Here is a 20,542-nt window from a genome sequence, read left to right as displayed (position 1 = left end):
GCCTGGTCCCGCCCGGCCGTCACTCCGTCTTCGCGCCCGCGTCCCGTGCCTGCCGGGGAAGGGCGCCACCACAGCCGCCCAAGTTACGTGCTTTCACGGATGTCCAGGGCGATCACCCCGCTGGAATGCTGACTTCGGCACACCGCTTCACCCGCGTGCCGTCGCGTGCGCGGCATGGGCCCCTGCCCGCAGGACGCCCGACGCCGCACCAGGGCCGGTGACGGCACGGACTTCCGAAGCAGGCGCGGGCGATGTCGCATGTCCGCCGGGCCGTCCCGCCGGACACGCGTGCCATGAAGCTTCGGGAGGAACGGGAATGAGGGCACGGCAGGCCGTGCGGTGGGGAGTTGGGCGCCGGTGAACACGTCCCGCAGGGCCGCGGCCCGCTGGCCGGGGATCGCCGCGTGCGCGGTGGTCGCGGTGCTCGCGACCGGTTGCACCGACCGCGGCACCGCTGCCGGAGCCGATGTGCCGGCCAGTCCCTCCACCGGCGTGCCATCGGTCCGTCCCACACCGTCGGCCACTCCCAGCCCGTCGCCCACGCCGCCCTACCCGGTCAACGCCCACGGCTGCCATCCCGACAAGGGCTGGAGCCGAAAGCAGGCCGCTGCCTGGCTGCAGCAGGAGGAAGACCCGACCGGCAAAGTGGGGTTCGTGAGGAGCACGGCCGGATTCAACGGTCCGCTCTGTGAACCGATCACCGTCCAGGTCCAGTTCTGGCGGCTCACCTACCGGTCCGCGGCCGGAGCCCTTGCCGACGGCTCGGAGAGTTCGGCCCCCGACTACTACTTCACCATGGCGCCCATGAAACACGTCGAAGTGCGCGTCGACGGCCGCCGGGACGTGGCCGTGTCCCCGCCGAAGGGCCACTACTCGAGTCACCGCAGCCCCTGCGTCGGCGGCCTCGTGGCGTTCTACACCGGCGGTCCCCTCACCGAGAAGGAACTGCCGAGCAAGATCGTGTCGGGCGACAGCATCCTGACGTTCGACTCGGTGGAGTTCCACACGAATCGTGTGCTGGACAGCAAGGTGGACAGCCCCGCCGACCCTGCCGTGTGCGATGCCGACGGGAAACCGACCGCGGCGCCGGCCCCGCGTGGGGCGAGCTCCTGTGCCGGGTGCCGTGGGAACGCGTACACCATTTCGCAGGCCGCGGCCCGCGCCCGCTCGCTCCCGTCCGCGAGACGGATCGGAGCGCTCGACGGCCGGCAGTCGAGCCGCCGTGTCCAGCGGCACACGAAGTCACCAGGCTCGGCGTCTCCTCCCGGGCGGCGCTGCCGCGCGCGCTCGGCCGGGTGACCCAGCGCCCGACCGTCTGACCGGTCGCCGTGACCGTGCCTCCTGGAGCACAGGGCCGAAGGCTCACCGGAGCGCTGCGTCCGCTGCACTCCCACCACCAGGCCTGTGCGGCCGGAGCGTCAGACGGCGGACTCCTCGTGCAGCGGCGGGCGACCGGCTCGCCGCCGGACGGCGGGTGCACGACCAGACCCTCCAGAACATCGTGAGCATGAGGCGGTCGAAGGCGTGCGCGGCGGACACCGCCCACCCGAGGCGCTTCGGCGCGAACGCGCCCTGGAGCGCCCCAGCCGATGGCGGGCGGCAAGGTCGACCTCGGGCGGCCTCGGGGCCGCGGAGGTCAGGCGCCCGGCGGGTCCGCAGGCGAGGGCGGTGCCAGGGCCTGGAGTGCGGACAGCGCGCCGGCGGCGACCGGGGACGGCGGGGCCGACTCGGGCGGCAGCTTGCGGAAAGCGCTCGGCGACATGCCGTAGACCGCACGGAACCGGCGCGAGAAGTGGTAGGCGTCGGGGAAGCCGCACCGTACGGCTATGGCGCGGAGCGAGAGATTGCTCAGCCACAGCAGTGGCTCGGCCCTCGCCAGGCGTAGCCTCTCCAGTCCGGCGACGGGGCTGACGCCCAGGTGCCGTCGGCAGATCCGGGACAGCGTGCTCGCCGAGACGCCGGCCGCCCGCGCCAGCCGCTCCAGGGGGAGCGGGCGGGCTACGCCGTCCGACCAGTGGCCGCGGACCGCGGCCATCATGGCGAGCAGCGGTTCCGGGAGCGCCGGTGGGCCGGTGCCGGTGCCGTCCACGAAGGTGAGGAGCAGCAGCCGCAGCGTCTCCTCGGCGTGCCGCTCCCAGTCCGGCGGCCGGGTCGCGCCGAGCGTCAGCAGGTACCGGCAGAGCGCGGCCGTCGGATCGCTCCGGCCTGTCAGGTCCCGGACGACCGGCCAGCCGGTGTCGTCCAGGGGCTCCGTGCCCCCCGCGGCCGCGGGCAGCCGGAAGTGCGTGTAGGCGTGCCGGGTGGGCCGGTGGCCGTCCCAGTGGAACATGTCGCGCATACCGGGGCGCACCAGCAGCAGCGTGCCGGGCGTCAGGGGTACGGTCAGGTCGCCGCAGACCCAGCGGGCGCTGCCGTGCAGCAGCCAGACGAATTCGTACGATCCGGCGTCCCTGGGGCCGAAGACCGCGCCGGCCGGGTAGTCGGCGACCGCGGGACCGAGCCGGGACAGCAGCGTGGGGGTCGGAGGCGGGACGTGTGCCGTCACGGCCTCACCGGTCGCAGCCCCCGGACCGGTCGCGCCGCACCCGGGGCCTGCGCACGTCGGCGGTGCCCTTGTAGGCGTACGGGTCCCGGCCGGCGACCAGCACGATGTCCCGGAAGTCGGCCTGGGCCATGGGCACTTCGGCTTCCGGCGGCGCCCAGGGGAGGAGGGACGAGGCGCTCATGTAGTGGTTGACCAGAGCCCGGCGGAAGCCCTGGCGGCCGGTGTTGGGCAGTGACTTGTGCAGCAGGTAGCCGCTGAAGAGCAGCACCGATCCGGCCGGGATCTCGACGGGGACGGCCTGTGCCTCGTCGTACGGGAAGGCGTAGGACTCGACCGTGCAGTCGTAACGGGGGTCCTGGTGCTGCCGGTTGGGGTAGATGACGCCGGCGCGGTGCGAGCCCGGCAGGACCCAGAGGCAGCCGTTGTCGACGGTGGCGTCGTCGAGGGCCAGCCAGGCGGCGGTCAGCGACCGGTCCCGGGTGGGGATGAACATCTCGTCCTGGTGCCACGCCTGGCCGGGCTTCCCCTCGGACTTGACGAACAGCATCGACTGCATCGCCTTGACGTCGGGGCCGATCACCTCGGTCAGCGGTCCGACGACGGCGGGGTGGCGCATGGTGTCCAGCATGAGCGGCGACAGCTTGTGCGGATAGTGCACGCACAGGAACCGCCGTACCCTCTCGTCGTCGCTCTCGCCCGCGACCGGTGGCGGCGCGCCCTCGACGGCGCCCCGCCGGCCGCGGCAGATCCGCACGGTCTCCGCCCGCAGCTCCGCCACCTCGTCCGGTGTCAGGGCGCCCGGCAGCACCGCGTAACCGTCCCGGCCGAAGCGGGACGCGAGGTCGTCGTCGACGGTGTTCTCGGCCATGGTCCCGATGTTCCTGGACATCGCGTCCGCGTGCCATGGCTCAGCCGTGCACGGGATGGCGAATCCGGTCACTCCGCAAGATCGGATCATCTGTCAGAAACAAGCCGGACAAAGGGCGTTCACGTGCCTTGACGGCTTTCGCCGGGCCCCGGTACCGTCATTCGGCACTTGCTGATACGTATTAACTGGGAGCGCTCATGGCCCCTCCCGAACGACGTAGACGCACCACCCAACGGGACATCGCCCGGCGCGCCGGAGTCTCCCAGGCGACGGTGTCGCTGGTGATCAGCGGAGGCGCGGCGAGTGCGCAGATCGCGGAACCGACCCGGCAGGCCGTGCTGGCGGCTGCCGAGGAACTCGGTTACACGGCCAATGTCGCCGCGCGCAGCCTGAAAGGCGGCCGGAACCGGCTGCTCGGGCTCTACACCTTCGAGTCGGTGTTCCCGACCGACCAACGCGACTTCTACTACCCCTTCCTGCTCGGCGTGGAGGAGGAGACGGCACGGCAGGGCTACGACCTGCTGCTCTTCTGCTCCGGCGGGAGCGCGTCCAGCACGGTGACGGCCGAGCGGTCCATCTACGCCGGTGGCACCAACCGGCTGAAGATCGCGGACGGTTGTGTCCTGCTCGGCCGGAACGTCCGCCGCGAGGACCTGTCCGCGCTGGTCCGGGAGGACTTCCCGTTCGTCTTCGTCGGACGCCGCGAGGTGGACGGCGGTGAACTCTCCTACGTGGCCGCCGACTACGTCTCGGCGACCGCGGCACTCGTCGCGGAACTGGCGCGGCTCGGTCACCGCCGGATCCTGCATCTGCGGGCCCCGGAGGACAGCGAGCCCACCAGGGACCGCGAGGAGGGATACCGGCGCGGACTGGCCGACGCCGGTATCGCCGTGGACGAGGCGCTGATCCGGAGCCTGGCCGATCCGGCGGACCTGACGGTCGACCGGCTGACGGCGTGGACCGACGGACTCGGGATCACCGCGCTGCTGGTCGAGCCGGCCGAGGACAACCGGCTCACCGAGGCGCTGGCGGCCATGGCCGGCACGGAACGGGTCCGGTTCCCTGAGGACTGCTCGCTGGCCCTGCTGGGCGATCCGCCGTCCTGGACACCCCGGTCGCGGAACTGGACACGGTTCTCGCTGCCCCGCGCCCAGATGGCCGGGGAAGCCGTACGGGTGCTGATCGAGCTGCTCGACCAGGAGACCCCCGAGCCGCGACAACTCACGGTGCCCTGCGCCTTCGTACCGGGCGACTCGATCGGCCCGGTACCGACCGGTCGTACCGCCGGCAGGGGGCCGAGGACATGATCCGGATGATCGTGCACCGGCTGCTCGTCGGGGTCTTCGTGATGTGGGGCGCCGCCTCGCTCATCTTCCTCATCGTCCGGGCCGCGCCGGGCGACCCCGCGACGGTACTGCTCGGCCCGGACGCCACCCGCAGCCAGATCGACCAGCTGCGCTCCTCGCTCGGCCTCGACCGGCCGCTCGGCGCGCAGTACCTCAGCTACCTCGGCGACGTCTGCCGACTCGACTTCGGCCAGTCGCACTGGCTCGGCAGGTCGGCGATGGGCGCGGTCCTCGACCGGCTGCCCGCCACCGTCGACCTCACCGTGACGGCCACCGCGATCGCGGTGATCGCCGGACTGACGCTCGGCATGCTGGCCGGCGCGCGGCCCGGCGGGCTCATGGACCGGGTGGTCTCGGCCTGCACGATCGCCCTCCAGTCGTTCCCGACGTTCTGGATCGGCATCATGCTGGTGCTGGTCTTCGCCCTGACCCTGCGCCTGCTGCCCAGTTCCGGGGTCGGCACGCCCCAGCACCTGGTGCTGCCCGCCGTCACCCTCTCGTTCCCGTTCGTCGCGATCATCGCCCGGCTGACCCGGACCAGCGTCGCGGAGACGATGGGCGAGAGCTACATCCGGACGGCACGCGCCAAGGGCCTGACCGAGCGTCAGGTGCTGTTCGGCCACGCCCTGCGCAACTCGCTGATCCCGGTGGTGACCGTGGTGGGAGTCCAGGTCGGGGCGCTGGTCGGCGGCGCCGTGATCGTCGAGAACGTGTTCGCGTGGCCCGGTCTGGGATCGCTGGTGGTGGAGGCGGTCGCCAATCGCGACTACACGGTCGTCCAGGGCGCGACCCTGCTCATCGCCGGGATCGTGGTCGTGCTCAACCTGATGGCCGATCTGCTCATCGCCCAGCTGGATCCGCGGATCCGGACGGGAGCCGTCTGATGGCCGACCTCACCTTCGCCGTCGAGCAGTCGATGACGGCTCCGCGGCGGACCCGGCGCCCGCTCCTGTCCCGTGTCCCCGCCGTGGTGGTGGGCTGCTACCTGCTGGTGGCCGTCGCAGGGCCCCTGCTGATCCACTACGACCCGGTGCACACCTCCCTGGACGACCGGCTGCTCGCCCCCGGTTCCAGGGTGTCCACCGGGGGCACGGCCTGGCTCGGCACCGACGGACTCGGCCGCGACATGCTCGCCCAGATCGTCTACGGGGCCCGGACGGCGGTACTCATCGGCGTGTCCACGGTCGCGCTGTCCTGTCTGGTCGGGGTCCTCCTCGGTGCCGTCGCCGGTTACTTCCGGGGTGTCGCCGACGCCGTACTGGCCCGGATCTTCGACGTCCTGCTGGCCTTCCCCGCGATCCTGCTGGCGATCGTGATCGCGGGCGCCTTCGAGCGCAGTGTCCTGCTGGTCGTCGTCGCGCTCTCGGCGACCGGCTGGATCGGCTTCGCCCGTGTCACCCGGGGCATCGCGCTCTCGCTCAGGGAACGGCCGTGGGTCGACGCCGCCCGGGTGCTGGGAGTGCCCGGCCGGACCGTCCTCGCCCGGCACGTGCTCCCGTTCACGGCCGGACCGATCGTCGCCCTCGCCACGCTCGAGTTCGCACTGGTGGTGCTGGCGGAGGCGGGACTCAGCTTCCTCGGCATCGGGCTGCCCCTGTCGGCCGTGTCGTGGGGGCAGAGCATCGCCAACGGCAAGGAGTACCTGGAAACGCAATGGTGGATCTCCACCCTGCCGGGCATCGCCCTGTCCCTCCTGATCGTCAACGTGGGCATCCTCGGCGACCAGCTCACCGCCCGCTACGGGCGCGGCCGCCCCTACTAGGACCCACGCCACGACCGGAACCCCCGGCCCGTCGTACGACGGCACAGCGACGCACAGCGCCTCACCCACCGGCTGACTCCGACCGACCCTCGATCGAGAGGAGCACCATCATGACCAGGACGCGTGAGCACGGGCGGAGCCGGCTGATCCGGCTCGCCTCCACCGCCACGGCGGGCGCGGCGCTCCTCGCCGCCTGCTCGACGACCACCGGCGGCGACGGCAACGGGGGCGGTTCCGCCTCGGGAGACGTGACGGTCGCCGGCACCTACCCGATTGAGAGCCTGGACCCGCACGGAGCCCAGGGCGCCTCCACGGGCACCCAGCTGGCCGCCCAGGAGATCTTCGGCAGACTCGTGAAACCCGACGCGGACGGCACCCTCGAAGGCGACCTCGCCGCGTCCTGGAAGCCCAACAAGGACGTCACCGCCTGGACGTTCACGCTGCGCTCCGGCGTCACCTTCTCCGACGGCTCCGCCCTCGACGCCGACGACGTGGTCGCCTCCTTCCAGCGGATGATCAGCCTGAACGGCCCCAACGCGGGCAACTTCCCCGGCGACACCATGACCAAGGTCTCCGCCACCGAGGTGGTCCTGCACAGCCCCACGCCCGACGCGTCCGTCCCCGGCAAGCTCGGCACCTTCTACGTCCTCCCGTCGGGCGTCGGCAAGGACGACACCGCCTTCTTCAACCACCCCGTCGGCTCGGGGCCGTTCACCGTCGACGCGTTCACCCCGAGCGGGTCGCTGGTCCTGGTGCCCAACAAGAAGTACCGGGGCACGAAGCCCACGCTCGGCAAGGTCACCATCCGGAACATCCCCGAACTCGCGGCCCGCATGACCGCCCTGCGCACCGGCGAGGTGGACGTCGTCTGGGGCATCCCCGACGACCAACTGGCCTCGCTGAAAGGCCAGAAGGGCCTCACCGTGCAGACCGTGCCGAGCAGCGCCGAGTTCACCATGTGGTTCAACTCCTCGGTCCCCGCCCTCAAGGACGCGAAGGTCCGCCGGGCCATCTGGCAGGCCGTCGACTTCCGCACCATCATCGGCAAGCTCTACCCCGACACCGGCAAGGCGGCCGACGCGCCCGTCACGAGCGTCGTCCTCGGCCACGTGCCGCAGCCCGCCGTCGCCTACGACCCGGCAGCCGCCAAGGCGGCCCTCACCGCCGCCGGGTTCGACTTCTCGAAGAAGCTCCGGCTGCAGTTCGCCAACGACGAGTTCAAGCCCTTCATCCAGGCCGTCGTCTCGGACCTGCAGAAGGTCGGCGTGCAGGTGGAACCGCTGGAGAAGGAGCAGGCCGTCTTCACGGAGGACCTGCTCGCGCTCAGGTGGGACATCAACTTCCAGCAGCTGGCCACCCCCAGCTACGACGCGGCCAGCAACCTCGGCCGCCTCTACACCTGCGCGGCCAAGCGCATGGGCTACTGCAACAAGAAGCTGGACGGTCTCCTGGCGTCGGCCGGCGCGACGGCCGACAAGGCGAAGCGCACCGACCTCTACGGCCGGGCCGGCGACATCATCTGGCGGGACGCGGTCGGCATGTACCCGATGTCCGTGAGCATCGCCTACGCCTGGAACAGCGACCTGAAGGGCTTCGTCCCCGACGCCAGCGGGCTGCCGGACTTCGCCGGCGTACGGACCGGCGGCTCGTGAGCCCCGCCGGAACCGCGCGCGAACACGGGGCCGGGAAGGCGCCGGCCACGACGGACGGGCCGGTCCTGCGGATCGAGGACCTGGTGGTGGAACTTCCCGGCCCGCGCGGCACCCGGACCCGCGTGCTGGACGGCGTCTCCTTCGACGTGCCGCGGGCCACCACCGTGGGGCTGATCGGCGAGTCCGGCAGCGGGAAGACCATGACCGCCCAGGCGGTCCTGGGCCTGCCACCCGAGGGCGCCACGCTCGCCGGCCGGCTGCTGTGGCACGGCGAGGACCTGCTCGCCGCCGGCCCGGCACGGCGCCGCGCGGTACGCGGCCGGGAGATCGCCATGATCTTCCAGGACCCGCTCGCCGCCCTCAACCCGACCCAGCGGATCGGCCGTCAGGTCGGCGAGATACCGCGCCGCGACCGGCTGCCGCGTGCCGAGGTGAACCGCCGGGTCGTCGAACTCCTCGACCGGGTCGGCGTGCCGGAGCCGGAGCGGCGGATGCGCGCCTACCCGCACGAACTCTCCGGAGGATTGCGCCAACGCGCCGTGATCGCGATGGCGCTGGCGGGAAACCCCGCGCTGCTGCTCGCCGACGAGCCCACGACGGCGCTCGACGTCACCGTGCAGTCCCGGATCCTGCGGCTGCTGGCCGGCATCCAGGCGGCGGACGGCCTGGCGATGCTGCTGGTCAGCCACGACCTGCGGGTCGTGTCACACGTCGGCGGACAGGTGGTGGTGATGTACGCCGGGCGGGTCTGCGAACGCGGGCCCGCCCGTGACGTCCTGCGGCGGCCCTGCCACCCGTACACCGCCGCCCTGGTGCGCAGCGTGCCCGCCGTCCGGACCCGCACCGCACTGGCCGACCCGCTGCCCGGGGCCCCGGCGACCCCCGCGAACCGGCCGGCCGGCTGCGCCTTCCATCCGCGCTGCCCACTGGCCCGCGCCCGCTGCCGCGCCGAGCGGCCGGAGGTACGGGAGGTGGCGCCGGGCCGCTGGAGCGCCTGCCACTTCGCGGAGGAGGTGCCACAGTCGTGAGCACGGGCGAACGGGCCCTCCTCGACGTGCGTGACCTGCGCGTCCGTTACGGAGGGCGGCGAAGTGGTCAGGTCGCCGTGGACGGGGTGAGCCTGTCGGTGGCACCCGAGGAGACGCTCGGGCTGGTCGGCGAGTCGGGCTCCGGCAAGACGACCGTCGCCCGGTGCGTGGCCGGCCTCCTGCGGCCCGGCGCCGGGACCGTCACCTTCGAGGGACGGCCGCTCGGCCGCGCGGGGCGCCGGCCGCCCGAACTGCAGCGTGCGGTGCAGATGGTGATCCAGGACCCGCGGTCCTCGCTCAACCCGCGCATGACGGTCGCCTCGATCATCGCCGAGGTCTGGAGCACGCACCCGGTCACCGCACCCGAGGGCGACCGCACCGCGGCACTGCACCGGCTCCTCGCCGACATGGGGCTCGACCCCGAGGTGGCGGCCCGGCGCGCGGGGGACCTGTCGGGCGGCCAGTGCCAGCGGGTCAGCATCGCCAGGGCGCTGGCGGTGCGGCCCCGGCTGCTGGTGTGCGACGAGGCGGTGTCGGCGCTCGACGTCTCGGTGCAGGCCCAGATCCTGCGCCTGCTGGCCGACCTGCGCGGCCGGCACCGGCTCGCGATGCTGTTCATCTCGCACGACCTGGGAGTGGTGCACCAGATCGCCGACCGGGTGGCGGTGATGCGCCGGGGCGTGATCGTGGAGGAGGGCCGCACCGGCGAGGTGCTGACCGCACCGCGCCACGCGTACACGCAGGCGCTGCTGGACGCGGCCCTGGACCTGGACGACTCGGTGCCGGGGGACGGCACCGCCGACGGCAAGGCGGTCGTATGAACGAGGGGCGGCGCGCCGTGACTCCGGCGCCGACCGGCTGGAACACCTGGGATGTCCGAACGCACACCGGCATGAACAGGCTGCCGCACGGGCCGCGGGTACGGTTCGGCGTCCTTGGCCCGGAAGGCCCGGTACTGGACGGATTCACCTGGCGCGACGGACTCGAGCGGCTCGGCCCGCACACCGTGGACGGCAGCTACGCCGAGGTGACGGTACGGGCGGGCGGCCACCGGTTGCGGCTGGAGTTCGCGGGCGGTCCCGGGGACGTGCTGGATGCCCTGGCCGAGAGCACGGGGGCGATCGTGCTGTCGGTGGAGGGCCTGGACGACATCGAGCAGCAGACGGACCTGGCCGCCACCGTCGGCGCAGGCGGCATCCGTTGGACGGTCGTCACTTCGACACCGGGCCGCAGGATCGAGGGCCCGGCGACTGCGCTGGTGCTGGCGTTCGACACCGAAGCCGACGTGGATCTGCGGATCGCGCCGGCCGCATCAGCGCCCCGAAGGGGCGCGGCGCTGCATCGATGTGCGGCTCCGCCGCGGGGCGCGGCCAGCCACAACGGCGCGGCAGCCGAAAGACGACACCGCGCGGCCCGCGCAGCGGAACGCACCTCGCTTCGTTCAAGTGGCTGGCTGGGCGACGCCGCCGACGCCCTGACCCGGGCCGTCACCTGGAACACCGTCTACGCCCCGGACATCGGCCGCGTCCTGACGCCCACCTCACGGGACTTCGTGTGCGCCGAACGCAAGGGCTTCTACGGCACCTGGGCGCTGCACGCCTGGGACACGTTCTTCACCGGACTCACCGCCTCGGCCGTCGACCGGGACTACGCGCGCGGCATCTTCCGGCAGATCCTCCCGTACGCGGACGAGGCCGGCATGATCCCGAACCGGGTCTCGGACGACAGGGGCCGCACCGGCGACCGCTCACAGCCCCCGGTGGGGGCGCTGACGGTGTATCAGGCGTATCTGGCGGGCGGTCTCTCGCCCGGGACCCGTGACACGGCGCTGCTCGACACCACCTTCCCGGCCCTGCTGGCCTGGCACGACTGGTGGCCCAGGGCCCGCCGCGGGCCGCACGGGCTGCTCGCCTGGGGCTCCGACCCGGTCGCGGGCGACCCCGCGTCCGCGACCCTGGACCGGGCCAGACGCGAGTCGGGCCTGGACGATTCGCCCATGTACGACGAGGCCCGGTACGACCCGGCGACCCGCACCATGGACCTCGCCGACGTCGGCCTGAACGCGCTGCACATCGCCGACGCCGAGGCGCTGGCGGACATCGCCGGCCTCCTGGGGGAGCGCACGACGGCCGACCGCCTGCACGCCGAGGCCGCCGCGGCCGGGGCGGCCGCCGACCGGCTGCTGTGGGACGACGAGCGCGGCGGCTACCGCAACCTCACCTCGGCGGGCACGCACGATCCGCACGTCTCGCCGACGATGCTGTACGCGCTGCTGGGCGGCTTGCCGGACCCAGACCGTGCGGCGACGACGGCAGCGGATCTGCTGAGGCCCGAAGTGCTGGGCGGCGTACGGCCCTTGCCCAGCGTGGCCCGCGACGACCCGGGTTTCGCCGCGACGTACTGGCGCGGCCGGATCTGGGCACCGATGGCCTATCTCGCCGTACGCGGGCTGCGGAGGTACGGGCTGACCGGGCTGTGCCGGCCGGTGGTGGGGGACCTGCTGCGGCTGTTCCTCCACGAGTGGCACGAGCACGGCCACGTCCGGGAGAACTATCCGGCCGTCGACGGCGAGAACCTGACGAGCTTTCGGAAGAGATCGGACGGGTTGATGGCCTGGGGCGGCCTGCTGGCGTACCTCGCCTTCGGCGAACTGGCCGACGCACGCCCGGACGGCTGGCGGTTCGCGCACCCGGGCGAACCGGCCGAACTGTGCAACCTGCCCCTGGGCGAGGGCCGCCTCGACGTCCGGGCGGCCGACCGGCTCACCGTCCGCCTCGAAGGACGGGTCCTGCTGGACATGGCGCCCGGCGTCGTCGTACGGGGCTACCGGCGGACCGCTCGGTGCGTGACCGGGACCGCCGAGGGCGTCGGCGACCTGCTCGTCACGCCGCCGGGCGGCGGCCCGCCCGTGCCGGTGGACGTAGGGGGCGCACCCCGGAGCTTCGCCTTCGGTCCGCACGGCGCGGGTGACGTACAGGAAGGGAGCGGTGTATGAGCGCGCCGACATCGGCGGCCACGGACATCCTCGTCGTGGGCGGGGGACTCGGCGGGGTGGCCGCGGCGCTGGCCGCCCTCGACCGGGGGCGGTCGGTGCTGCTCACCGAGGAGACCGACTGGATCGGCGGTCAGCTCACCAGCCAGGGCGTACCGCCCGACGAGCACGCCTGGATCGAGCAGTTCGGCGCCACCCGCACCTACCGCGCGCTGCGCGAGGCGGTCCGCGAGCACTACCGGACCTGGTACCCGCTCACCGAGGAGGCCAGACGGCGCCGGTATCTCAACCCGGGCGAGGGCCGGGTGAGCCCGTTGTGCCACGAACCGCGGGTCGGCGCCGCCGTCCTGACGGCCATGGTCGCGCCCTACCTGGCCGCAGGCCGGCTGCGGATCCTGTACCGGCACCGGCCGGTGGCCGCTTCCGTGGACGGTGACCGGGTACGGTCCGTGGCCGTCGAAGGCCCGGACGGCACGCGGGTCGAGGTGTCGGCGCCGTACGTCCTGGACGCCACGGAACTGGGCGACCTGCTGCCGCTGACCGGCACCGAGCATGTGACGGGCTTCGAGTCGCGGGGGGACACCGGCGAGCCGAGTGCGCCCGACGCGGCCCAGCCGGCCAACATGCAGGCGTTCTCATGGGTGTTCGCCGTCGACCACGTGGCCGGAGAGGACCACACCGTCGACAGGCCGGCCGGCTACGACCGCTGGGCCGCCTACCGCCCCCCGCAGTGGCCGAACCGGCTGCTGAGCCTGAACGCGCCCGACCCGCGGACACTGGAGACCGTACCGCGCGCCTTCACCCCGAACGCCGAGTCGGGGCCGGTCGTCGCCGACCAGAGCAAGGATGCGGGCGACAAGGAACTGTGGGAGTTCCGCCGGGTGTTCTCCCGGAAGCTGTACCGGCCGGGGTTCGCCGCGAGCGACGTGACCATCGTCAACTGGCCCATGATCGACTACCTGCCAGGTCCGCTGATCGGGGTGGACGACAAGGAACGGGATCGGCACCTGGCCGGAGCCCGCGAGCTGAGCCTGAGCATGCTCCACTGGCTCCAGACCGAGGCCCCCCGCCCGGACGGCGGCACCGGCTGGCCCGGTCTGCGGCTCCGCGGCGACGTGCTGGGCACGGCCGACGGGCTGGCCAAGGCGCCGTACATCCGGGAGTCACGCCGGATCGTCGCCCGGCGCCGGATCGTCGAACAGGACCTGTCCCTCGCCGTGCGCGGCGAGCACGGCGCGGTGCGCTACCCGGACTCGGTCGGCATCGGGATGTACCGGATCGACCTGCATCCCTCCACCGGCGGCGACACCTACATCGACGTGGCCAGCAGCCCCTTCCAGATCCCGCTGGGCGCCCTGCTGCCCGTGCGGATGCGGAACCTGCTGCCGGTGTGCAAGAACATCGGCACCACCCACATCACCAACGGCTGTTACCGGCTGCACCCCGTCGAGTGGAACATCGGCGAGGCGGCCGGGTCGCTGGCCGCGTACTGCCTCGACAACCGGCTGGAGGTCGAGCAGGTGTACGAGGATGGCGAGGTGTTGCGCCGCTTCCAGGACGAACTCACCCGCGCCGGCGTCGAACTGGCCTGGCCCGAGGTCAAGGGGTACTGATGGGTGGTCAGGCGAACGAAGCGCCCCGAAGGGGCGCGGGGCTGCATCGATGTGCGGCTCCGCCGCGGGGCGCGGCCGACCACGACGCGGCCGCAGCGAAACAACGGCAGACGACGGTCGAGCACTTGCCCAGCGAAGAGAGGGGGCAGATCGACGGACGCGCGCTACTGAGTGGTGTGATCGTGCCGCTGGTCACCCCGATGGACCGCCCCGGACACCCCTCGGCCCCGGCCGCCGACGCCCTGCTCCGTGCACTCGCGGCAGCCGGCGCCCGCGGTCTCATGCTCTTCGGCAGCAACGGCGAGGGTCCGCTGCTGCCCACGGCGGAACTCGGCACGTTCGCCGTCGGGGTGGCCCGGCGCTGGCGTGAACTCACCGGCGGCGGGCCGGTGCTGGTGAACGTCACGGCAGCCGGCACCGCCGAGGCGCTGGCCCGCGCGGCGGCCGTGCGCCCCGCCGCGCCGGACGCGCTGGTGCTCAGCCCGCCGCTCTACTTCCACCACCGGCACGACGAGATCGTCACCCACTACGCCGCCTTCGCCGGCCTCGGTGCTCCCGTCGTCGCCTACCACGCGCCCCGCTACGGCAACCCGCTGACCCCCGCCCTGCTCGACGAACTGACCGGACTGCCGCACCTGGTGGGCATGAAGGACAGCTCGGGCGACCCCGCACTGTTCGGCCACGCCCTCGCGGCGGCCCGGCGGCGCGACGACTTCGGGGTCAGCCAGGGCGCGGAGCGGCAGGCACTCGACGCGCTGCGGCTCGGGGCCGACGGAGTCGTCCTCGGGGTGGCCAACCTGGCGCCCGCGGTGACCGCCGAGCTCTTCCGGGCGCACCGCGACGGCAGGGCCGAGGACGCCCGGCGTGCGCAGCAACTGCTCGACGCGGTACTGGAGTTGCACACCGTACGCCCCGGCGTGCCGGCGGTGAAGGCCGTCCTGGCCGCACGCGGACTGTGCCCGCCGTATGCCGCGGCGCCCTTCACACCGTGCTCCGCGGGGGAGCGGAAGGCGCTGCACGACCTGCTCGCCCCCCTCGACGCGCACCTCGTACGCGCCTGATCCCGTGTCCCCACCGGTGCCCTCTCCCGTCGTACCCCCTCCGTTCCGCCCGAAAGGGGTGGCCCCATGTCCGACGACAGACCGGACCGCACCGCCATGAACCGCAGATCCTTCGCCCTGGGCGTCGTCGGCGCCACGGCCACCGCCGCACTGGGGCCCGCGGCCCTCGCAGCCTCGGCACAGGCCGCCGACCGCACGTCCCGGCCCGACCGGCACGGCGCCTTCTTCGAGGAGCAGACCCTCTGGGACTCCGTGGCCGGCCCGTTGGTGAGCTACCACGTCCACGCGCTCGCCGTGCTGCCCGACGACACGGTGCTGGCCGTGACCGAGGGGCGCCACGAGGTGTGCGACGCCGGTCCGCGTGACCTGCTGCTGCGCCGCAGCACCGACGGCGGCCGGACCTGGGAGGCGAGCCGCACCCTGGTCGCCTCCGTCGACGGCGAGTCCTGGGGCAACCCGGCGCTGGTCGTGGACCGTGGGACCCGGGAGGTCTTCCTCTTCTACATGCTCTCGCTCCGGCTCCCGCAGAACACCTCCTGCTCGGGCGACTCCGGCGAGCTCTGTGTGATCTCCAGCCGGGACAGCGGCCGGACCTGGGGCGAACCACGCAGCCTGGCAGGCCTGTTCGACGCCTTCCCCTGCAACTGGGCGCTGCACGGCCCCGGCCCGGGCCACGGACTCCAGCTGCGCTCGGGCCGTCTGCTGCTCAACTGCCTGCACCGCAGAGTGATCGTCGGCAACACGGTGGCCCAGCGGTACTACGGCGTCGCCCCGATCTACAGCGACGACCACGGCGCGACCTGGCAGGCGACCGGCGAGGTGCCCGTACAGGTCGCGTACCCCATCAACGAGGCGCGGCTGGTGCAGCGCTCCGACGGCACCGTGCTCGTCAACGGCCGCTTCGCATCGGGCGGTGAGAACCAGCGCATCGTCTCCGTCAGCACGGACGACGGCACGACCTGGTCGCAGCCGGCGCTCGACGGAAGCACCGGCTCGTTCAACGCGGTGGACGCAGGTCTGCTGCGCTACACCGGCGGCCCGGGCAGCCGTCAGCCGGGGCGGGTCCTGTTCAGCCGTCCCGACTCGCCCGTCAGGTACAACATGACGGTGGCCGTCAGCTACGACGAGGGCTTCTCGTACCGGTACCAGCGGGTCGTCAACCAGAACCGCTCCTTCTACTCGGATCTCGCCCGGCTGTCCGACGGCACGATCGTGCTGCTCTACGGCTGCGACGGTGGCATGGCGAGTGTCCCGCAGCGGGTCGACGTCTGCTGCTTCTCGCTCGACTGGCTGACCCGGGGCCGCGACAGCCTGCGCCACGGCCCCCACTACCGGGAGTGCGTCGTCCCGTTGGCCGAAGCGGACCGCGAGGTCACGGGCGGCCTGGTGCAGACCGTCGCCGATCCCCTCGCGCGCCGTGGCGAGCGGCTGGTCCTCACTCCCGAACAGGAGGGCGGCGCCGTGGAGTTCTCCTTCCGGGCGCCGCGCACCGGCGACTACGAGCTGCTCCTGCGCCACTACCGCTCGGCGGACGGCGCCCTGGCCACCGTCACGGTGGAGGGCACCGGGCTCCCCGCGCACGCCGTCGACACCACGGCCCAGACGGCCGACGGCTTCGACCTGGCCCACCTCGGCACCACCCGGCTGCGCGCCGGACGGCACACCCTGCGCTGCGCGGTCACGGCACCCGGCCGGGGCGGCGGCACCCGGCTCGGCCTCGACTCGCTCAGCCTGATCGAGGCACCGGGCTCCGCCGACGTACGTGCCGAGGTGGTCGTGGAAAACGACCGGCTGGGCTTCACCGTGGTCAGCGGGAGCTGGCCGGCCGCGACGGCGGACCCCGGCTTCTGGTCGGGCAACTACCGTACGGCGCCCGCCGGTTCGGGCGAGCGGAAGGTGCGCTGGCAGCCGGCGGTGCCGCAGGACGGACGGTACGAGATCCAGGCGTCCTACCCCCCGGCCGCCAACCGGGCGGGCAACGCCCCGTACACCGTCGTCCAGGCGGACGGCACCACCACGACCGTACGCATCGACCAGCGGGCCGCGGGCACCACCGATCCGCGCGGCGGTACCTGGGTCTCGCTCGGCGCGTTCCGGCTCCAGGCCGGTCTCGGCACGTCGGTCGAACTGACCAACGACGCCGACGGCGTGGTGGCCGCGGACGCGATCCGCCTGCTGGGTCCCCAGGGCTGAGCTCGGGCCTCACGCCCGGGAAGCCGTGAGGGTCGCGAGGCGGCCGTCGGCCACCCGTGCGACGGTCCTCGCCGTCGCCGAGGCGGTCTAGCCCGCTACACCCCGGATGCGGGAGGGCGCTCCCTCATGCGTGCCGGCGGCCCGCGCAAGGCTGGGGCACAGCGGCGGACCCCTCCCCGGACCGGCCGCGACCAGGGCGGATCTCCCACGTGGAGCGTGGAGCGGCTCCTCGTCGTCGCGCCCTTTGCGAAGCGCTGATGTGGAGGCTTGTCCCGCCATGCCAACTGCCTTCATCACCCGGGCCGTGCGGCCTTCCGCCGGCGATGGTTCGTCACCGTCCTGTGGGCCGCGGTCCTGGGCGCCGTGGGATTCGCCACGTCCCGATCAGGCCTGTGGCGTGTGGGCCAGGTGGGCGAGGACGGCCAGCACCCGCCGGTGGCCGCTGTCGCTCGGCGGCAGGTTGAGCTTGAGGAACACGTTGCCGATGTGCTTGTGCACCGCGCGCTCGGTGACCACGAGCGTGGCGGCGATGGTCGCGTTGTCGTGGCCCTCGGCCATCAGACCCAGCACCTCCCGCTCGCGGGGCGTGAGCGAGTCGATCGGCGAGTCCTTGCGGCGGGTGAGGAGCTCGGTGACGACCTCGGGGTCCAGCGCGGTTCCCCCGGCGGCCACCCGCTCCAGCGCGTCGAGGAACTCGTCGACCCGGCCGACCCGGTCCTTGAGCAGATACCCGGTCCCGCTGGTCCCGCCGCCCAGCAGCTCACTCGCGTACGACTCCTCGACGTACTGCGAGAGCACCAGGACCGGCAGCCCGGGTATCCGCTCCCGGGCCGCCAGCGCCGCCCGCAGCCCCTCGTCCCGGAAGCCCGGGGGCATCCGCACGTCGAGGACGGCCACGTCCGGCCGGTGCTCCAGGAGCGCGGGCATGATCTCGGGCCCGCTGCCGGCGACGGCCACGACCTCGTGCCCGGCCGAGGTCAGCAGCAGGACCAGTCCCTCCCGCAGGAGGGCGTTGTCCTCGGCGATCACCACACGCACGGCAACTCCACTTCGATCACGGTCGGCCCGCCGACCGGGCTGGACACTTCCAGGGTTCCGTCGAGGGCGGCGACCCGCCGCCGCATACCGAGCAGCCCGGAGCCGCCGGCCTCGTCCGCGCCGCCGCGCCCCTCGTCCCGGACCAGCACCCTGAGGCCGCGGCGGACCCGGACCAGCCGGACCTCGGCCCGGGGCACCCCGCTGTACTTGGCGACGTTGGTCAGCGACTCGGCCACCGCGAAGTAGGCGGCCGCCTCCACCGCCGCGGGCGCCCGGGCCCCCTGGCCCAGGCCGTCGTCGTCCAAGGTCACCTCGAGGCCGCTGCCCGCCGCCAGCGCCCGCACGGCGCCGGTCAGGCCGCGGTCGCTGAGGATCGGCGGATGGATGCCGCGCACCACCTGCCGCAGTTCCACCAGCGCCTTCTCGGCCTGTTCCTGGGCCTCGTCGAGGAGCCGCCGGCCGGTCTCGCGGTCCCCGCCGTAGGCGCGCCGGGCCAGCCCGATGCGCATGGACAGCGCCACCAGCTGCGCCTGCGTGCCGTCGTGCAGGTCCCGCTCGATGCGGCGCAGCTCCGCCTCGTGCGCGGCGATGGCGTCGGCGCGGGTCGCGGCCAGTTCCTCGACCCGGGCCGTCAGCTGCGCCTGCGGGGACGGCTTGAGCAGCGCGGTCGACCAGTCGGCCTCCAGGTCCGCGAGCCGCACGATCAGCGGCAGGACGAGCGCCTCGCGGCGCAGCAGCCCGCACCACAGGCCGTCGACGACCAGCCCCAGCGGCCACAGCGGCACGGCGAGGGCGAGCAGCGCGCCGTAGAACCAGTACGCGGCCATCCAGCGCGCGTCGGTACGGGTGCCGGGATCCCGCACGGCCCTGACGATCCGCTCGCGCATCGTCCCGGTCAGCGGCTGGTACACCTCGGGGATCTTCACCCCGGTCCAGGTGGCGGTCAGGCTCCGCTTGGCCCCCGCGATCCGCCGGACCAGCAGCACGGTCTCGGGCAGCAGCCAGGCACCGACGACCGCCAGCATGCCGATCGCGGTGATCAGCAGGACGGTGACGAAGATCCACATACCGAAGGCCATCGCGGCGGCCAGGAAGAGATGGGCCGTGGCCCACGCGGCGCGCCGCACCGATTTCCACATGGACGACGCTAGAGCTCGGGCGGGCCTACGCCCGAGGCGTCCGCTCGGTGCGCATCGCCACCCACTGCACCGAGGCGGACGTGGCGGCCCAGCACATCGCCACCGCACGGGAGTTGGGCATGGACGTCGCGGGCTCCCTGGTGATGGCCCACATGGCGCCCTCGCCCGTCCTCGCCGAGCAGGCCAGGCTGATGGAGTCCTACGGCGCGCACTGCGTCTACGTCACCGACTCCGGAGGCCGGCTCACCATGGACGGCGTCCGCGACCGGATCCGCGCCTACCGGGACGTGCTCGACCCGGGGACCCAGATCGGCATCCACGCCCACGAGAACCTCTCCCTCTCGGTCGCCCACTCCGTGGTGGCGGTGGGGTACGCCGCACAGCATCGGCCGCCTCGACCAGCTGCACCGCGAACTCCGCCTGGTGAGGCGCCGCAACGGACTGGCGATCGACCGGGGCGAGTGCTTCCCTGACCTCGGGTGCGTCCGTCTCGCGCTGCGCGGGCCCGAGGGCCGGTCGGGGCGACATCGGTGGTCGGGGACGGCCGCTCCCCGCTGGAACTCGTGGCCCGCTGGTGGTGGACGCGGTCCGGGCGGTGTCCGAGGAACTCTTCGAACCCCCGCGCGGGGCGGGCGCCGGGGTTGACCTCAAGTCCGGTTGAGTTTCTACGGTGGGCGGTGCCGATACCGACCCGCCGGAGAGGAAACGACCATGAGGACACTGGTGCTCGGAAGGACGCCCGCGAGGGTGACGGCCGTACTCGCCACGCTGCACGCGGACGGCTTCGACGCGGAGGGGGTGAGCACCGACGAGGAGGCCCTGAAGCTCCTGGCGACCGAGGAGTTCGGCGTACTGATCATCGGCGGCGGCGTGGGACCCGGATCCCGCGCGGCGATCAAGGACTTCGCGGCGGAACACCGGGTACGGCACGTCATCGACGGCGCGCTGTCCGAGCCGTTCGACGTCTACGTGCGGCGGGAGTTCGAGCCGCGGATCCGCAGGGCCGCCGCCGAGGGGTGACGGCCGCCGCGTGCCGCCGGGCCCTGTGAGCGGTGCAGATGCGTGCTCGCAGCGCGTCCGGCCGCCGCACGGGCGGCTGTCGGGTGGGCTGCCGTCGGGTGGGCTCCGGGACCCACCCGACGGGCCTGTGCGGTCACCGCGCTAGATGTGCTGTCCCGGGACGTTGGTGACACGCGGGCTGGGTGCTTGAACAGGTGAGGGCCTTCTGGGTTCGGTGTGGATTGCGACATCTACGCCCGACCGCAGGAGGCCCTCATGTCCCACCGTAATGCCCCGCTGACGCCG

At 73.1% G+C, this 20,542-nt stretch carries 16 protein-coding genes and 1 pseudogene; 13 read left to right on the top strand and 4 right to left on the bottom strand.

Annotated elements, in window-relative coordinates:
* Positions 1 to 357 precede the first annotated feature (357 nt).
* Positions 358 to 1,299, top strand: a complete 942-nt coding sequence (locus JF597_RS13065) for a hypothetical protein (RefSeq protein ID WP_293993390.1) — start codon at positions 358 to 360, stop codon at positions 1,297 to 1,299.
* A gap of 337 nt (positions 1,300 to 1,636) precedes the next feature.
* On the opposite strand, the gene JF597_RS13060 is transcribed toward JF597_RS13065, so the two are convergent.
* Together JF597_RS13060 and JF597_RS13055 are read right to left on the bottom strand one after the other, a co-directional pair.
* Positions 1,637 to 2,545 carry an AraC family transcriptional regulator gene (locus tag JF597_RS13060; protein ID WP_293993388.1) on the bottom strand — a complete coding sequence of 303 codons (909 nt, stop codon included), beginning with the start codon at positions 2,543 to 2,545 and terminating at the stop codon, positions 1,637 to 1,639.
* Positions 2,546 to 2,549: 4 nt separating this feature from the next.
* Positions 2,550 to 3,413 (bottom strand): phytanoyl-CoA dioxygenase family protein, encoded by an 864-nt coding sequence (locus tag JF597_RS13055; RefSeq protein ID WP_293993386.1) that lies wholly within the window; start codon positions 3,411 to 3,413, stop codon positions 2,550 to 2,552.
* A 197-nt stretch (positions 3,414 to 3,610) separates the two neighbouring features.
* Here JF597_RS13055 and JF597_RS13050 point away from each other — a divergent pair, with 197 nt between their 5' ends.
* The 10 genes from JF597_RS13050 (at position 3,611) to JF597_RS13005 (ending at position 17,060) form a co-directional block, all read left to right on the top strand.
* Positions 3,611 to 4,720: a LacI family DNA-binding transcriptional regulator gene (locus JF597_RS13050; protein ID WP_293993384.1), complete on the top strand. Its 1,110-nt coding sequence runs from the start codon at positions 3,611 to 3,613 to the stop codon at positions 4,718 to 4,720.
* Positions 4,717 to 5,643: an ABC transporter permease gene (locus tag JF597_RS13045; RefSeq protein ID WP_293993382.1), complete on the top strand. Its 927-nt coding sequence runs from the start codon at positions 4,717 to 4,719 to the stop codon at positions 5,641 to 5,643. The genes JF597_RS13050 and JF597_RS13045 overlap by 4 nt, the downstream gene beginning before the upstream one ends.
* Positions 5,643 to 6,521, top strand: a complete 879-nt coding sequence (locus JF597_RS13040; RefSeq protein WP_293993381.1) for an ABC transporter permease — start codon at positions 5,643 to 5,645, stop codon at positions 6,519 to 6,521. Before JF597_RS13045 ends, JF597_RS13040 begins: the two co-directional genes overlap by 1 nt.
* Positions 6,522 to 6,631: 110 nt before the next feature.
* Positions 6,632 to 8,173, top strand: a complete 1,542-nt coding sequence (locus tag JF597_RS13035) for an ABC transporter substrate-binding protein (protein WP_293993379.1) — start codon at positions 6,632 to 6,634, stop codon at positions 8,171 to 8,173.
* Positions 8,170 to 9,201 (top strand): ABC transporter ATP-binding protein, encoded by a 1,032-nt coding sequence (locus JF597_RS13030; RefSeq protein WP_293993377.1) that lies wholly within the window; start codon positions 8,170 to 8,172, stop codon positions 9,199 to 9,201. The genes JF597_RS13035 and JF597_RS13030 overlap by 4 nt, the downstream gene beginning before the upstream one ends.
* The gene (locus JF597_RS13025; RefSeq protein ID WP_293993376.1) at positions 9,198 to 10,022 is read left to right on the top strand and encodes a dipeptide/oligopeptide/nickel ABC transporter ATP-binding protein; all 825 of its coding nucleotides are present in this window, start codon (positions 9,198 to 9,200) and stop codon (positions 10,020 to 10,022) included. The genes JF597_RS13030 and JF597_RS13025 overlap by 4 nt, the downstream gene beginning before the upstream one ends.
* Positions 10,019 to 12,196: a trehalase family glycosidase gene (locus JF597_RS13020; protein ID WP_293993375.1), complete on the top strand. Its 2,178-nt coding sequence runs from the start codon at positions 10,019 to 10,021 to the stop codon at positions 12,194 to 12,196. The genes JF597_RS13025 and JF597_RS13020 overlap by 4 nt, the downstream gene beginning before the upstream one ends.
* Complete coding sequence (locus JF597_RS13015; protein ID WP_293993374.1) at positions 12,193 to 13,806, top strand: FAD-dependent oxidoreductase; 1,614 nt, start codon at positions 12,193 to 12,195, stop codon at positions 13,804 to 13,806. Before JF597_RS13020 ends, JF597_RS13015 begins: the two co-directional genes overlap by 4 nt.
* 125 nt (positions 13,807 to 13,931) lie before the next feature.
* Positions 13,932 to 14,867 (top strand): dihydrodipicolinate synthase family protein, encoded by a 936-nt coding sequence (locus tag JF597_RS13010; RefSeq protein ID WP_293993373.1) that lies wholly within the window; start codon positions 13,932 to 13,934, stop codon positions 14,865 to 14,867.
* Between the two features lie 66 nt (positions 14,868 to 14,933).
* The gene (locus tag JF597_RS13005) at positions 14,934 to 17,060 is read left to right on the top strand and encodes an exo-alpha-sialidase (protein ID WP_293993372.1); all 2,127 of its coding nucleotides are present in this window, start codon (positions 14,934 to 14,936) and stop codon (positions 17,058 to 17,060) included.
* Positions 17,061 to 17,444: 384 nt separating this feature from the next.
* On the opposite strand, the gene JF597_RS13000 is transcribed toward JF597_RS13005, so the two are convergent.
* Together JF597_RS13000 and JF597_RS12995 are read right to left on the bottom strand one after the other, a co-directional pair.
* Positions 17,445 to 18,098, bottom strand: a complete 654-nt coding sequence (locus JF597_RS13000) for a response regulator transcription factor (protein ID WP_293993370.1) — start codon at positions 18,096 to 18,098, stop codon at positions 17,445 to 17,447.
* Positions 18,086 to 19,237, bottom strand: a complete 1,152-nt coding sequence (locus tag JF597_RS12995) for a histidine kinase (RefSeq protein ID WP_293993369.1) — start codon at positions 19,235 to 19,237, stop codon at positions 18,086 to 18,088. The genes JF597_RS13000 and JF597_RS12995 overlap by 13 nt, the downstream gene beginning before the upstream one ends.
* 11 nt (positions 19,238 to 19,248) lie before the next feature.
* On the opposite strand from JF597_RS12995, the pseudogene JF597_RS12990 reads away from it, so the two are divergent.
* Together JF597_RS12990 and JF597_RS12985 are read left to right on the top strand one after the other, a co-directional pair.
* Positions 19,249 to 19,605: pseudogene (locus tag JF597_RS12990) on the top strand (4-hydroxy-2-oxovalerate aldolase); the annotation flags it as partial.
* A 343-nt stretch (positions 19,606 to 19,948) separates the two neighbouring features.
* Positions 19,949 to 20,257, top strand: coding sequence for a hypothetical protein (locus tag JF597_RS12985; protein WP_293993368.1), 309 nt, complete (start codon positions 19,949 to 19,951; stop codon positions 20,255 to 20,257).
* Positions 20,258 to 20,542: the final 285 nt, after the last annotated feature.

The sequence above is a fragment of the Streptomyces sp. genome, from assembly GCF_019510245.1.
In the GTDB taxonomy this organism is placed as follows: Bacteria; Actinomycetota; Actinomycetes; order Streptomycetales; family Streptomycetaceae; genus Streptomyces.
The sequence above is the reverse complement of the archived record's forward strand: the minus strand, read 5'-3'. Positions and strand labels throughout refer to the sequence as shown.

What these genes read in the sequence shown, in the direction of transcription:
- JF597_RS13055 (WP_293993386.1), bottom strand. Translation starts at nt 3,413, where the DNA reads ATGGCCGAGAACACCGTCGACGACGACCTCGCGTCCCGCTTCGGCCGG.
- JF597_RS13050 (WP_293993384.1), top strand. Translation starts at nt 3,611, where the DNA reads ATGGCCCCTCCCGAACGACGTAGACGCACCACCCAACGGGACATCGCC.
- JF597_RS13045 (WP_293993382.1), top strand. Translation starts at nt 4,717, where the DNA reads ATGATCCGGATGATCGTGCACCGGCTGCTCGTCGGGGTCTTCGTGATG.
- JF597_RS13040 (WP_293993381.1), top strand. Translation starts at nt 5,643, where the DNA reads ATGGCCGACCTCACCTTCGCCGTCGAGCAGTCGATGACGGCTCCGCGG.
- JF597_RS13035 (WP_293993379.1), top strand. Translation starts at nt 6,632, where the DNA reads ATGACCAGGACGCGTGAGCACGGGCGGAGCCGGCTGATCCGGCTCGCC.
- JF597_RS13020 (WP_293993375.1), top strand. Translation starts at nt 10,019, where the DNA reads ATGAACGAGGGGCGGCGCGCCGTGACTCCGGCGCCGACCGGCTGGAAC.
- JF597_RS13015 (WP_293993374.1), top strand. Translation starts at nt 12,193, where the DNA reads ATGAGCGCGCCGACATCGGCGGCCACGGACATCCTCGTCGTGGGCGGG.
- JF597_RS13005 (WP_293993372.1), top strand. Translation starts at nt 14,934, where the DNA reads ATGTCCGACGACAGACCGGACCGCACCGCCATGAACCGCAGATCCTTC.
- JF597_RS12995 (WP_293993369.1), bottom strand. Translation starts at nt 19,237, where the DNA reads ATGTGGAAATCGGTGCGGCGCGCCGCGTGGGCCACGGCCCATCTCTTC.
- JF597_RS12985 (WP_293993368.1), top strand. Translation starts at nt 19,949, where the DNA reads ATGAGGACACTGGTGCTCGGAAGGACGCCCGCGAGGGTGACGGCCGTA.